At 61.1% G+C, this 13,699-nt stretch carries 14 protein-coding genes, 1 tRNA gene and 1 riboswitch; of the genes, 6 read left to right on the forward strand and 9 right to left on the reverse strand.

Translation table 11 applies throughout. The annotated features are described in order from the left end of the window. The first annotated feature begins 12 nt into the window (after positions 1–12). Together B4F27_RS06140 and B4F27_RS06145 are read left to right on the forward strand one after the other, a co-directional pair. A complete protein-coding gene (locus tag B4F27_RS06140; protein ID WP_286759156.1) occupies positions 13–528 on the forward strand; it encodes a DUF421 domain-containing protein in 516 nt (171 codons plus the stop codon). 61 nt (positions 529–589) lie between these two features. After that, entirely contained in the window at positions 590–1,684 is a 1,095-nt protein-coding gene (locus B4F27_RS06145; protein WP_286759157.1) for an alpha-hydroxy acid oxidase, read from the forward strand. Here B4F27_RS06145 and B4F27_RS06150 read toward each other — a convergent pair. From B4F27_RS06150 to B4F27_RS06185, 8 genes are all read right to left on the reverse strand, one after another. Next, positions 1,665–2,480 (reverse strand): energy transducer TonB, encoded by an 816-nt coding sequence (locus tag B4F27_RS06150; RefSeq protein ID WP_037943519.1) that lies wholly within the window; start codon positions 2,478–2,480, stop codon positions 1,665–1,667. The two genes, B4F27_RS06145 and B4F27_RS06150, sit on opposite strands and share 20 nt — an antisense overlap. Beyond that, positions 2,477–2,968 (reverse strand): TonB system transport protein ExbD, encoded by a 492-nt coding sequence (exbD, locus tag B4F27_RS06155; protein ID WP_286759158.1) that lies wholly within the window; start codon positions 2,966–2,968, stop codon positions 2,477–2,479. The genes B4F27_RS06150 and exbD overlap by 4 nt, the downstream gene beginning before the upstream one ends. A 5-nt stretch (positions 2,969–2,973) precedes the next feature. Further along, on the reverse strand, positions 2,974–3,837 hold the full coding sequence (gene exbB, locus B4F27_RS06160) for a tonB-system energizer ExbB (RefSeq protein ID WP_286759159.1): 864 nt from the start codon (positions 3,835–3,837) through the stop codon (positions 2,974–2,976). A 1-nt stretch (position 3,838) separates the two neighbouring features. After that, the gene (locus B4F27_RS06165) at positions 3,839–4,522 is read right to left on the reverse strand and encodes a Fe2+-dependent dioxygenase (protein WP_286759160.1); all 684 of its coding nucleotides are present in this window, start codon (positions 4,520–4,522) and stop codon (positions 3,839–3,841) included. A gap of 65 nt (positions 4,523–4,587) precedes the next feature. After that, the gene (locus tag B4F27_RS06170) at positions 4,588–7,014 is read right to left on the reverse strand and encodes a TonB-dependent receptor (RefSeq protein WP_286759161.1); all 2,427 of its coding nucleotides are present in this window, start codon (positions 7,012–7,014) and stop codon (positions 4,588–4,590) included. Positions 7,015–7,200: 186 nt separating this feature from the next. After that, on the reverse strand, positions 7,201–7,677 hold the full coding sequence (locus B4F27_RS06175) for a hypothetical protein (protein ID WP_286759162.1): 477 nt from the start codon (positions 7,675–7,677) through the stop codon (positions 7,201–7,203). Beyond that, on the reverse strand, positions 7,674–7,838 hold the full coding sequence (gene hemP / locus B4F27_RS06180; RefSeq protein ID WP_009826214.1) for a hemin uptake protein HemP: 165 nt from the start codon (positions 7,836–7,838) through the stop codon (positions 7,674–7,676). The genes B4F27_RS06175 and hemP overlap by 4 nt, the downstream gene beginning before the upstream one ends. Positions 7,839–8,195: 357 nt before the next feature. Continuing rightward, positions 8,196–9,839: a BCCT family transporter gene (locus B4F27_RS06185; RefSeq protein ID WP_278426409.1), complete on the reverse strand. Its 1,644-nt coding sequence runs from the start codon at positions 9,837–9,839 to the stop codon at positions 8,196–8,198. Positions 9,840–10,205: 366 nt separating this feature from the next. On the opposite strand from B4F27_RS06185, the gene B4F27_RS06190 reads away from it, so the two are divergent. From B4F27_RS06190 to B4F27_RS06200, 3 genes are all read left to right on the forward strand, one after another. Beyond that, positions 10,206–10,967: a hypothetical protein gene (locus tag B4F27_RS06190; RefSeq protein ID WP_005851877.1), complete on the forward strand. Its 762-nt coding sequence runs from the start codon at positions 10,206–10,208 to the stop codon at positions 10,965–10,967. Between the two features lie 36 nt (positions 10,968–11,003). Continuing rightward, positions 11,004–11,181, forward strand: a riboswitch (cobalamin riboswitch). A 50-nt stretch (positions 11,182–11,231) separates the two neighbouring features. Then, entirely contained in the window at positions 11,232–11,912 is a 681-nt protein-coding gene (gene bluB, locus B4F27_RS06195; RefSeq protein ID WP_286759163.1) for a 5,6-dimethylbenzimidazole synthase, read from the forward strand. Positions 11,913–12,150: 238 nt separating this feature from the next. Continuing rightward, positions 12,151–13,149 carry a hypothetical protein gene (locus B4F27_RS06200; protein ID WP_286759164.1) on the forward strand — a complete coding sequence of 333 codons (999 nt, stop codon included), beginning with the start codon at positions 12,151–12,153 and terminating at the stop codon, positions 13,147–13,149. Positions 13,150–13,337: 188 nt separating this feature from the next. On the opposite strand, the gene B4F27_RS06205 is transcribed toward B4F27_RS06200, so the two are convergent. Then, positions 13,338–13,412 (reverse strand) — tRNA-Thr (locus B4F27_RS06205). A gap of 84 nt (positions 13,413–13,496) precedes the next feature. On the opposite strand from B4F27_RS06205, the gene B4F27_RS06210 reads away from it, so the two are divergent. Then, positions 13,497–13,697, forward strand: a complete 201-nt coding sequence (locus B4F27_RS06210; protein ID WP_286759165.1) for a hypothetical protein — start codon at positions 13,497–13,499, stop codon at positions 13,695–13,697. The last annotated feature ends 2 nt before the right edge of the window (positions 13,698–13,699 follow it).

Genomic DNA, 13,699 nt, shown 5'->3' on the forward strand with positions numbered 1-13,699 from the left:
AGAAGGGATTATATGTTTTTCGACAATACGGTACTGGATGTTCTGGCCCGCGGCTTCGTGCTCAGCGGTGTGGCGCTGATCTGGATCATCCTCATGGTGCGGATCGTCGGGCTCAATTCCTTCTCCAAAATGACGAACTTCGACTTTGTGACCACCATCGCCTTCGGCTCTTTGCTGGCGGGGGCGGCGCAAGCGTCGGATTGGAAGGCGTTCTTCCAGACCTTGGTCGCGACGACCTGCCTGTTCCTTTTCCAGTTCGGCCTATCCTATCTGCGCCGTCGGTCTGAAACCGCTTTGCATACCATCCAGAACGCGCCGGTCTATCTGATGGAGAATGGCAAGATCTGCGAAGAGGCGATGCGGGTCAATCGTGTGTCGCGCAGTGACCTGATGGAGAAGCTGCGCGAATCCAACGTCATGCGGCTGAGCGATGTGCGTGCCGCCGTGTTCGAGACGACGGGCGAAGTCTCTGTTCTATGCGGGGACGAGGTGGATGACGCGATGCTGGAGTACGTCCACCGCGTCTAACCGATATACCTGAGTATTTAAGTCGCTTGTAGCGGCGGACGTTTTGCGCGATCTGTGGGCTATGCCTGTAACCTTATCAGATTTCGAAGCCTCCGCCCACGCGACCCTTGCCGCTGATGTGTTTGCCTACCTTGAAGGCGGCGCAGAAGGGGAGCTGTCGCTGCGCCAGAATCGCGCCAGCTTTGGCCGGATAGGATTGTTGCCACGCCTGTTGGCGGACTGTGCAGGCGGCCATACGCGCACGACGATATCGGGGCAGCCATCGGCGCATCCGATCATAGTCGCGCCGATGGCGTTTCAACGGCTGTTCCACTCGGAAGGGGAAACTGCGACTGCAATGGCCGCTGCCGCGCAGGAGGCGGTGATGGTGGTCAGCTGCCAGACCAGCACTGCGCCCGAAGACATCGCCACCATCCCCGGGCGACGCTGGTTCCAACTCTATATGCAGGCGGATCACGATAGCACGATGACCTTGGTCAACCGCGCGGTGGACTGCGGGGCAGAGGCGCTGGTGGTGACGCTTGACGCGCCGATCAACGGGCTGCGCGACCGCGAAGTTGCCGCGGGCTTTGCGCTGCCGGATGGCGTGCGCCCCGTGATGCTGGACCCGCTGCCACAACCACCGCGACCGCAGTTGCAAGACGGGCAGAGCGTGGTGTTCGACGGGATGATGGTCTTTGCCCCCACATGGGCAGACCTGACGCGGCTGATTGCGGACAGCCCCGTTCCGGTGATCATCAAAGGCTGTCTGCGTGCCACGGATGCGCGGCGGTTTGTCGATGCCGGTGTTGCGGGGATCATCGTGTCAAACCACGGGGGCAGGGTGCTGGATACCGTTCCGGCCCCCGTCACGCAGTTGGCCGCCGTGGTGCAGGCGGTGGGGCAGGATGTGCCGGTCTATCTGGATGGCGGCATCCGGCGCGGGAGCGATGTGTTCAAGGCGCTGGCATTTGGGGCTGAAGCCGTGCTGGTCGGTCGCCCCGTGATGCACGGGTTGATCGTCGACGGGGCACGCGGGGCCAGTCAGGTGTTGCGTCGCTTGCGGGACGAGCTGGAAGTGACGATGGCCCTATGCGGCTGCGCAACAGTCGCGGACATCACCCCCGATATGATCACAGCCTTCGGCGGTGATCCGATCAGCGAAAGCGATAGCTGATCGGAATGGCCAGATTGAACGGGCCGGCACCCATGGCAGAGGGCGGGCGCGGCAGTGTTTGCAGCCGGTCAAAGATATCCAGCGCCGCCTGATCCAGCACGGGCCAGCCGGAGGATTTGGACACCTCGCGGCCTTTGATCTGACCGTATTGATCCAGCGTGAAGGCTACGGTTGTGGTCCCCTCGGCGCGGGCTTCGCGGGCGCGGCGGGGGTAATCCTTGGCGGCATTCAACGCCAGAACCAGCGACTTTTGCCAATCCGTGATCTCTGCCCGTTCGGCATCTGTCAGGCCCTGTTCCTTGGCCGCGCTTTGGTCCTGTTCGTCCTGACCCGCGCTTGCCTTGGGGGCGGCAGCCGTGCTTTGCGCGGCGTTCTCGTTTTCGGTCTCTTCCTGCAACTCGGTCGGCGTTTCGGTCGCCTCCTTGTCGGTGTCGACTTCCTGATCGGGGTTGGCGATCTTGAACTGCAGTTCGGGGTCGTCCGGCGTATGCGGTATCTGTGCCAACAGCGGATCGTTTGACGCTTTGGCTTCCTCGCGTTCGGCCGGGCTTTCGAGCGTGGCTTGGCTATCCTCGGCGGGTGGCCCGTCGGGGAGGTCGGTTTCAGGCGCTGCCATGATCATCTCGACCTCGGCCAGATCGATCAGCTCGCGGCCCTGAATGCCCGCTTCTTCCGGTGGTTCGTAGGCCGCGGCCTGTGTCAGCCAAAGTGCCACCAGCGCGCCATGCACGCCGATGCTCAGCCCGGCCCCCAGCATCAACCCGGCACCATATCGCGGGGCGTAGGCAAAGCTCATTCTGCGGTGTCCTGCGCAGCGGGGGCAGGCGAAACGGTTGCCACGTCACCTGCCGCCGCAGGGGCGGCCCCGCCCTCGTCCTCAAGCCCGACGAGGCCGATCTTCAGATAGCCTTCGCTGCGCATGCGGTTCATCACGGCCATCACCTCGCCATAGGGAACCGACCGATCAGCATTGATATAGATGCGCGTGCCCAGATCCAGACGGGTCAGGATGCCAAGCCGCATGTTCAGATCCCCCAAGGATACCTCCTCTTCGCCCACGCTCAGGCTGAGGTCCTGATGGATGGTGACAAAGACCGGATCATCGGGGCGCGGCGCGGGTTTGCCGGTGGCGACCGGCAGCTCTACGTTGACGTCCACGGTAGACAGCGGGGCTGCCACCATAAAGATGATCAGCAGCACCAGCATCACGTCGATAAACGGTGTGATGTTGATATCCGCGTTGGGGGCAAGATCGTCGCCGCCGTCAGAAAGTCGCACGCCCATCGGGGTTACTCCGCTGCCAGTTTGGTGGCGATATCAGGGGTGGTATGGGGCACGTCGGCGGTACGCTCTGCACGGTCCAGATCACGTGACAGGCAGCGCTCCACCAGCGCCGCGGCATCCCCCACACGCGCACGGTAGCCGGTGACGACGCGGGTGATGTGGTTATAAAGCAGCACGGCGGGGATCGCGGCGACCAGACCGATGGCGGTGGCCAGCAGCGCTTCGGCGATACCGGGGGCAACGACGGTCAGGCTGGTGCTGCCGCTTTCAGCGATGCCGATAAAGCTGTTCATGATGCCCCAGACCGTGCCGAAAAGCCCGATGAACGGTGCCGTCGACCCGATGGAGCCCAAGATCATCGCACCAGACTGCATCGCGCGCGCGGCCCCTGCCTCGATCCGCGAAAGCTCGGATGCGACGCGTTCCTTGATGCCCGCCTTGTTCAACCCGTCAGAAATGTCGATCTCGGCCAAAGCGGCGCGGATCATGGCGCGCATGGGGCCGGAAAAGGATTTCGCCTGCGCGCCTTTGACGGCACCTGCCTTGGCAAGCTTGCGGTAGGACCGGCGCAGCCGTGCGTTGGCCCAGCTCACCTGCAGGATCTTGCCCGCCCACACGGCCCAGCCCAGAACCGAGGCGATGGCCAGCCCGAACATCACCGCTTTCACGACGATATCGGCCCCCATGAACATCGCCAGCGACGAATGGCCGCCCTGTTGCGCGGCCACGCGCATCGGCTCGGACAGGGCAGGGCCGATCCATTCGTCAGCCCATGTGATCAGCGCGATATTGACCGACGCAGTGTCGGCTGCGGCCAGTTGCGGCGTCGCGACAAGGACGGCCGCCAGAAGGATGCTTGGAAATTTCATATCAGGTCTCTGCCCATTGTCGGATGAGGTTGTGGTAGATGCCGGTCAGGCGCACAGCGGTCGGGTCGTTCAGACCCGCGCTGGCCGACAGCTCTTGGATGGATTGATCCAGATCGAAGAGAATCTCGCGCTGGCCGCCGTCGCGGATCATTGACTGCACCCAGAAGAAGGACGCAACACGCGCACCACGGGTGACAGGCGTGACCTGATGCAGCGAGGTTGACGGATAAAGCACGCAGTGCCCCGCCGGCAGTTTGACCGACTGGGTGCCGTAGTTGTCTTCGATGACCAGCTCGCCACCGTCATAGTCGCCGGGGTCATTCAGGAACAGCGTGCACGACAGGTCGGTCCGCAGGCGCTGGCCGGTTTGCGGGTTCACGCGGATGGCGTTGTCGACATGCACGCCGAAGGTCTCTGCCTCTTCGTAGCGGTTGAACATCGGGGGCAGGACATGCAGCGGGAGGGCAGCGGAAACCCACGTGGGGTTGCCCATCAACCGCTGGAGCACCAGCGTCTGCAGATCAGGCAGAACGGGGCTGTCGAGGGGAATTTGCTGATTGCGCTTGGTTTGCGCCGATTGCGCGCCGGCGGTGTTGCGGCCGTCGTCCCAGTGGGCCGTGTCGATCACAGATCGGATATGGGCAACTTCCTGCGGTGACAGGATATTTTCGACGCAAAGCAACATGGTGTATCCTTTCGAGGGGATCGGCTGGCGGCGCGGGTCTGCGCCGCCAGCCTTGGGTGTGTGGTTTAGAACTTCATGCTGACAGAGATGGACGCAGAGCGACCCGGTGCCACGTAGACGAACGGCGTGCCGGAGCGGTACAGCGCGTCATAGTAGGTTTCGTCCAGCACGTTATCGATGCGGAAGTTGACCGAGGCATCATCCGTGATGTGGTAATCCGCCATCAGGTCAAAGCGCCAGTAGCTGGGCAGCTCGTTGCCGTTGGTCGCCGCGAATGTGCCGCCCTGAACGCTGCCGCGCCATGTGGCTTGGCCGCCAAAGCTCCACTGGTCGTTATAATCGTAACGGGCCAGTACGTTGAACTGCTCGTGCGCGATATTCGCGAACTCTTCGCCAACGTTGTCGGGGTTGCTGCTTTTCAGCACTTCGCTGTCCATCAGGGTCGCACCGCCGAACAGGCTCAGCTTTTCGGTGATGTTGCCGCCAAAGCCCAGTTCGATCCCGCGGACGCGGTATTCGCCGGTCGCGGTGGTCACAACAGGTGCGCCGCGGCCGCCTGTGCTTTCACGGGCGTTGTCCTTGGTGGTCTGGAACAGCGCAGCGGTGGCGGTCAGGTTGCCGAACTGCCATTTGGTGCCCAGTTCAATCGCGGTGTTTTCTTCAGGCTCCAGCAGCAGGTTCGAGGAATCGATCCCGTTGTAGCTGCCGCCGCCTGCGTCCAGTTCATCCCCGACGGGGTTGGTGGAGGTGGCATAGGACAGATAGATCGACCCGTTGTCGCGGGGTTTCCAGACAACACCGGCATTCCAGTTGAACATGGTGTCATCGCGCGACAGCGTATCGGCACCGGCTTCCGTGGTGGTCCGGCTGACGCTGTAGTCATCCAGACGGGCACCAAGGTTCAACTGCCACTGCGGATTAAAGGTGATCGTGTCGTTCAGATACAGCGACCGTGTGGTGACATCGGTCAGCGTCGCATCGGCGCTGCGGACAGGTGTCGCTGTGGAACAGCCGCTGACATCGGGGTTGTAGATCGCGACAGAGCACCCTTCGAGACGGTCCTCGGCAGTGCCGCCGCCCACTTCGGAGGATAGGCCGACATAGCCGCGCTGGCTGATTTCTTCACGCGAAAGCGCGAAGCCCGCAATCATGTCATGGCGCGCCGACCCGGTGTTGAAGCCAAAGGAAAGCTCGCTGGTGTTCGACGCCACTTCGTTGACCTGATACCGGCTTTTGGGGGAGGCCGTCAGCGTCCAGTTCTGCGGATCGGCGTCCGAGGTGTCAGGGCGCTCAGGCGCCGACACGATATAGTCGTTCTCGGTCCGGCTGAGACGGGAGCGGTTGGTGAATGTCATGCCCGGTGTGACTTCAAAGGTCGCGCCGAAGGTGGCAACGCTTTGTGTCGCATCGTGGAAATCGCGGTCTGGGTTGCCGTAGAAGGTATCACGGTCCAGCGTTGGACGGCCTGCAGCGGATTCGGTGAAGGGCACGCCGTTGGTGCCATCCCATGGCACACCCCAGTCCGGCATCTGTTTCATCTGCAGCTGGTAGGCTTCGAAATCCAGTGTCAGACGGTCGGTCGCTTCGTATTCGGCAGCGATGGACAGACCCAGACGGTCGTCTTTGCTACCATCGCGGCCGGCAACGTCGCTGACTTGGGCGACGGCACCGATGCGGGTCTTGAAACGGTCATTCCAGACCTTGTTCCAGTCGACTTCCTGACGTGCCAGATCGGCGGTGCCAAGGGTCGTGGTGGTTTTGACAAAATCCGTATCCTGCGCCTTTTTGGTCACCAGATTGACCGCGCCGCCGGTGGTCGAGCGCCCACCGATGGAGCCAGACGGGCCTTTGGTGATCTCGACCTGTTCGGCCATGAATGTTTCGCGCACGGCAACACCGGAATCACGCACGCCGTCGATGAAAACGTCGTTGGAGGACCGGAAACCGCGGATGAACAGAACGTCGCCGAATGCGTTGCCGCCTTCGCCAGTGCCCAATGTGATGCCGGGGGTGGTGCGGGCGAGCTCACGCACCGATGTCGCGTTCTTATCGCGCAGCACTTCCTGAGTGACTGCGGTAACCGTGCGCGGTGTATCGACCAGCGGTTGGGTCAGCAGCGAGTTGCCCGATTGAACGGCCTGATATCCGGCTTCGGGGTTGGCGTAGGGCGATAGACCGTTCTCGCCGGCGACGGGCGCGGCGGGGGCAGCAGCAACGGGGGCCTCGGCCACGACGGGTGCAGGGGCGGGTGCCGGTGTCGCGCGGGGGGCAGGGGCCGCCGCGGCGCGTTTCTTGGCGGGTTGTGGCTTGGGCTTGGCGGCCTGCGGCTCTGAGGTTTCAACCTCGATCCCGGGAAGCAGCAGCGGCTCGTCGCTGGATTGCGCATAAAGTGCTGCAGGAGACGTCGCGCCGATGGCGGCGGCCGTCATCATGCCGATGCTGCGGCTGGCCGTGTGGCCACGCAAGCTGTGTGGTGTTTTCGTCTGAGTCATATCGCCCTCGTCATTGCCCATTCGGGCTGTTTTTAGGGGGCTGGTCTGGACGATTGGCTACCTATTCATGGGCGGGTTACTAAGACTGATAAAAATAATCAAGTATTAAACTTCGGCAACCTTACAAAAATTTCAATGGGCTGTAGCGTTGCACGTAAGGCGTTGATCGGGCGCGAGAAACGCCCGTTAATGCAGCGTCGGTGCTGCTTCCATTTGCGCGACCTGGCTTGGCGCGCTCAGGCGCATCCGTTTAAGCGCCAGCCCGAAATCCGCGGCAAGCGATGCCACCAGCGGGGCCATATCGGCGCGAACCAGCAGGGTCGCGATCAGCATCGCGTCTTCGCGCTGTCCGTCCGTGGCTGTCGCGATGAAGTTCGCAAAGCAGGATTCGTCCGATCCCAGACATTTGCACGTGACCGAATGGCGCATCAAAGGCCGCCGCCCGAACCGTGCACAGAGCGAGCATAGCTGTTCAAACGTAGCGAGCGCCTTGCTCCCGTTGGTATGGCCGAGGACGCTTGCAAAATCGCTGCTGACTTTTTCCTGTGCGTCAGGCCCGTCACACCACATCCGCAAATAGATGACCGACGCGGCCTGAAGGCTGTCCAGCTCTGTGATGAACCCTACCGGGGCACCGCCGGGGTGCTGATGCGCGTCATTCATTTGGTCAGGATCAATTTGCCAGCGCGTGTGATCCGCAGGGTGTAGGTCTGGGTATCCAGCACGATTTGGGCGAGATCTCCGCCTTCGGTCAGGTCGCGGGCAGAGTAGGTCGGCAGCGCGTTCATCGGGGCTTGGGTCTTTGGGGGGGCATGAAATGTCATAGGGCTGCTCTATCAATGGTCATGGAAAAGGAACGTTGCACGCGGCACCGATCATCAGGCAGCCCTGCGGCTTGGTCCTGACGGTGAACGGCAGTTTGCGTTCTGGGGAATGGTCTCATCGTGGGACTCCTCACATCATATGTGTCGGGCGTCCCCGTGATCGCACGCGGGGTGGCTAGACGTTTCCATAAACCTGATTGAAATTATAGGGTATGTCAATCCGACAGTTTTAGTCGGAATACTTTGGGCGCGTTTTTCTTTGTCTGTGCCGTGCAAAAGAATACCCCCCGCAGCACCGGGCGGCGGGGGGTATGAGGCGCTTTGACCGGCAAAGCACAAAGGTCGGGTAGGGGTGCGTTATTGCGTCTTCATCTCGGCGCGCAGGCCGCGGAAGATTGCGTAGCACAGGAACAGCAGCACCACAGTAAAGGGCAATCCGGTAGAGATAACCATCGACTGAAGCGACTTGAGCCCGCCCGCAGACAGCAGCAATACGATCGCTACGGCACCTTCGAAGATGCACCAGAACACGCGCTGTGGCGCAGGTGCATCGACCTTGCCGCCTGCCGTGATCGTATCGATCACCAGCGAGCCGGAGTCAGACGAGGTCACGAAGAACACGATGACCAAGACGATCCCGATCAGCGATGTGATCCCGGCAAGCGGCAGCGCATCCAGCATGGCGAACAACTGGCGTGGCAGCTCGGCTTCTTGCGCGGCGGTGTAGCCGTCGCTGATCACCTGATCAATCGCAACGCCGCCAAAGACGCTCATCCACAGGACGCAAACGAGGCTCGGGATCAGCAGGACGCAGGTCAGGAACTCACGTACGGAACGGCCACGGCTGACGCGCGCGATGAACATGCCGACGAAAGGTGACCAGCTGATCCACCATGCCCAGTAGAACGATGTCCAGCCCTGCATAAAGTTCACGTCTTCACGGCCGATCGGATTGGACAGACCGGGCAGATATTCCACATAGGCCAGCAGCGATGACCCGAAGGTCGACAGAATCGCCAGCGTCGGTCCGACCAAAAGCACGAAGGCCAACAGCAAAAACGCCAGACCCATGTTGATCTCTGACAGGACTTTGACCCCGCCATCAAGGCCGCGCAGCACGGACACGGTCGCAATCGCGGTGATGCCGGTGATCAGCAGAACCTGTGTTGTTGGACCAACCGCCACACCAAAGAGCTCGTTCAAGCCCGCGTTGGCTTGCGTGGCGCCCAGACCAAGCGATGTCGCCAGACCAAAGAGCGTTGCAAATACGGCGAGAATGTCGATCACGTGACCGGGCCAGCCCCAGACGCGTTCCCCCAGGATTGGGTAAAAGGCAGAGCGGATGGTCAGGGGAAGACCCTTGTTATAGCTGAACAGCGCCAGCGCCAGACCAACAACGGCATAGATCGCCCAGGGGTGCAGGCCCCAGTGGTAGATCGTGGCCGCCATACCCAAACGCACCGCTTCGGCCTGATCGCCCGCGGCCGCGCCCAAAGGTGCCCAATCGGTGCGCAGGCCGTCTTCGCCAACAGCAGTGCCACCCATGGAGCTCGAGAAATGCGATAGCGGTTCAGAGACGCCATAGAACATCAGACCGATGCCCATGCCCGCCGCGAACAGCATCGAGAACCATCCAAGGTAGGTGTAGTCGGGGCTTGCTTCGGCCCCGCCAAGACGCACACGGCCCAAAGGCGTGACGATCAGGAACAGGCAGAACAGCACAAAGATGTTGCCGGCAGAGATAAAGAACCAGTCAAAGCCCTTTGTCACCGACGAGAACAGCCATGTGAACAGCGCGCCAGACTGTTCGGGCAGCGCGAGGGTGTAGAATACAAAGGCAACAATACACACACCCGAGATCGCGAAGACCGGGTTGTGAATGTCGAAGCCGAAGGGCCCCACGCTGCCTTCTTTGTTGTCTTGGCCGATCTCGTAATCCGTGTCGATTACGGCAGCGGCCCCGTCGGGTGTCGGGATACCCGGCGACGTTTCATCTGTCATTAGATGCTCTCCATTTTATGTATTTGCGACTAATCATAGCGCAACTCCGACAAAACGACCACCGCTGCGCGGGAATTAAGTAAATGAATATCATGGCTTAGCCCCCGGATGCGGGCTTGACGCCCCTTTTGCGGGTCGCGGGCTATGCGTTTTTTCCGTGCTTTACCGCGAATCCCCTCTTTGGATTCGCGTGAAACACCGGGGCCGTTCCGCGTGCCACACTGCCCACGCCCGTCTGAACGGAGGGGGCAACCGCACCGCGGGATAGCGCCCTATCCCAAAAGATATGCCGGCCTATCCGTCCATGTCCCCGACCCACCTGCTTGCGCAAATGAAAGCGCGGGCGTCTGCGGTCACCATGGTCCCATGACAAATTTTTTCATCATGGGGGATGATATGAAAGTTACTTGCACACTACCAATTATCGCAACCGCGGCACTTCTGGCCGCTACCACTGTCAGCGCCGAAGGGTTCAGCCTGTCCGGTGCGCGCTCTGCCATGCAAAGCGACATCTCGTTCAACGTCATGCAATCCGCAGGGCAGGGGCAGATCAAGCTGCGCCATAAGGTCCAGCCCAAAGCGCAGGTCCGGTCCAAGACCGTGAGCAGCCGCAGCCGGTCATTCCAAGAGCTCAGCGGGGTCAGCACTGCCGCCGACCTTAAAAGTCTCATCGCTTGGGCCGAGGCAGGTCCGAAGGGCTATGACGCCGTGCAATACGGGGCCAAACGGCTGCCGCCACAGCGTCCGACGCAAATGACCATCGGCGAAATCTACCGCTGGATCGACCGCACGCCGGGCCAACCGCATGCCATCGGTCGATACCAATTCATTCCATCCACGCTGCGCAGTCTGGTGCGACAGGCGGGGCTAAGCAAGAATGACCGCTTTACCTCGGCGGTTCAGGACGGGCTGGCCGATATCCTTTTGGTCGATGCGGGGTTTAACGCGTTCAAGAAGGGCAAGATCAGCCGCCACCGCTTTATGGAAAACCTCGCACGTATCTGGGCCGGTTTCCCGACCTCTAACGGGCGGTCCTATTATCACGGCTATGCAGGCAACAAGGCCGTCATCTCGTGGAACGAGTTCGACGCCGTAATGAAGAAGATTTTCGCAACCAAACGCGGCTGATCCCCGCGTTAGGGCTTGTTCCGGGCGGACAGCCGTGGCCCAATGGCCGGGTCTGGTGTCCGCCCCGCGGAAGAATCGGGAAGCTGGTGAAACTCCGGCACGTGCCCAACGCTGTAATGGGGATGGTTTGCGCATAGGCCACTGGATTATTCCGGGAAGGCGCGCGGACCAGACGACCCTAAGTCAGAAGACCGGCCAGACAGTACAGCTTGCCCCGCATGGACAGCGGGATTGGCGCATAAACGTATTGTTGGGGACTGAACAATGCCGATACCCTCTGCGCTGGCACCCGCCGCGCCTTTTTCAGATGCTGAACGCGACGCCGTCTACAAGGCGATCTTTACCCGCCGCGATGTACGCGATCAGTTTTTACCCGATCCACTGGCCGAGGATGTGTTGCACCGCATACTGACCGCCGCGCATCACGCACCGTCCGTCGGGTTGTCACAGCCGTGGAATTTCATCGTCATCCGCGATCAGGCCGCACGCGATCAGGTCTGGCAAGCCTTCAACCGCGCCAACGAGGAAGCCGCGCAGATGTTCGAGGGCGACCGCCAGACAACCTACAGGTCGCTGAAGCTCGAAGGCATCCGCAAGGCGCCGGTCAATATCTGCGTGACCTGTGACCGCAGCCGTGGCGGCAAGGTCGTGCTGGGGCGCACCCATAATCAAAGCATGGATCTTTATAGCACCGTCTGCGCGATCCAGAACCTCTGGCTTGCCGCCCGCGCCGAGGGCATCGGGATGGGCTGGGTCAGCGTGTTCCGCGATGCCGATCTGCGTGACCTGTTGAAGATCCCCGACCGGATAGAAATCGTCGGCTACCTGTGTCTGGGCCACGTGGACGAGCTTTACCAGACCCCCGAGCTTGAGGTGAAAGGCTGGAGCAAACGGCTCCCCGTGGACGAGATGATCTTTGACGGTACGTGGCAGGGCGACCCGTAGTCACCGTCCGTCCCGCTCACGTTGTCATCTCCCGCAGTACGGGTAATTTGCGCGGTCAGCGGAACTATGCCGGTTCCCTGACGTTGCCTTTGTGAAGCCAGTGCATCCCGCGTCTGGCACGCAAAGAGGAAGTATTCAAAATGGGCGGTATCATTTATCTCGTTGGTCTTGTGGTCGTGGTTATGGCGGTGCTGTCGCTGGTCGGCTTGGCGTAAGCAAACGCCGGGGAGGCATTTACATGAACACGACACTCACTGAAAAAACTGCCGATGGATCCTATGTCGACTGGCCCGCAATTTTCGCGGGCACCGTTGTCGCTGTGGCGATTGGCCTCTTGCTGACCACCTTCGGCGCGGCACTTGGCCTGTCGTCGATTACGCTGGACGGAACCGACAACTCATCGACGCTTGAACTGGTGCTGACCGCGCTGTGGATGGTGATCACGCTCGTCGCCTCCTATCTTGCCGGTGGTTATATCGCGGGCCGTATGCGCCGCCGCGTCGAAAGCGCTACGGATGATGAAGTCACTGCACGTGACGGGATCAACGGTCTGGTTGTTTGGGGCCTCGGCTCTGTGATCACCGCCGTGATGCTATCAAGCGCGCTGAGCTTTGCAGCCAATACCGCGGGCAATGTTGCTGCGGGTGCAGGCAAAGCGGCTGGTACGGTCGTCGAAGCTGCGGGCTCTGCCGTGGGAGGTGCTGCCTCCGGACTGGCCGATGCGGCGGGTGCTGCAATCCCGGATGAGGCCAAGAATGATCCGACAGATTACCTGTCGAACCAGCTTTTGCGCCCCAATCAGGTCGACCGCCTGACAGCCGATCCCGAGCAACTGGCAGAGCAGACCGCCAGCATTGTTGCGAATATCTACCGCACGGGTGAGGTGAGCGAGGAAGACCGGACCTATCTTGCCGGCGCTGTTGCTGCACGCACCGATCTGACCCAGGCGCAGGCGAAAGAGCGTGTGGACCAAATCGTGACCCAAGCGCAGGAAGCACGTCAAGAAGTCGAAGACGCTGTAGCCGCTGCCAAAGCCGAGGCTGAACAAGCCGCGGCAGAGGCGAAAGAAGCAGCGGTTGAAGCTGCGCAAACCGCGCGTAACGCCGGTATCCTGACCGCATTTGTGCTGGCCGCCGCGTCGCTGATTGCCGGTGTGGCATCGGTTGCAGGGTCGGTCCACGGGGGTCGCCACCGCGATCAGGGCCGTCTGTTTGCCGGTCTGACATATCGCGGCTAAATTGCTTCACGTGAAAATCAAAACCCCGGCGGCGCAAGCGGTCGGGGTTTTCTTATGCCATCGTGATTCGGGATGTTCCGGGGCAGGGGGTGCTGCGACGACTTCAGGCGCATCCATGGCACATGCCAAAACCGCAACGCCAGATAAATAAGGCATCAGGGCAAAGCGATATGTTTAAAGGGGGGATCTGGTGCTGAAGGGGAGGATTGAACTCCCGACCTCGTCATTACCAATGACGCGCTCTACCACTGAGCTACTCCAGCACTGTGGGCGGGTGATTAGACCCATTCGCAATATGGTGCAAGCGTAATCTGGACCATATCGGTCCGCTGCGCTAGACAATCGACATGTCAAAGGATACCGCCCCACAAAAGCCGCCAAAACCCAATGTATTGCGGGAAGACAGGCTGAAAGCCGCGCTGAAAGCCAATATGGGCCGACGCAAGGCACAAGCGCGTGCGCGCAGCGACAAATGCCAAAGCGACGACACGCAAAATAATAACGCGCAGACAGATAACGGGCCGACCGGCCAAACCAAGGAAGGCTGAAG

It is taken from the genome of Sulfitobacter sp. UBA1132 (assembly GCF_002311545.1).
GTDB lineage: Bacteria > Pseudomonadota > Alphaproteobacteria > Rhodobacterales > Rhodobacteraceae > Sulfitobacter > Sulfitobacter pontiacus.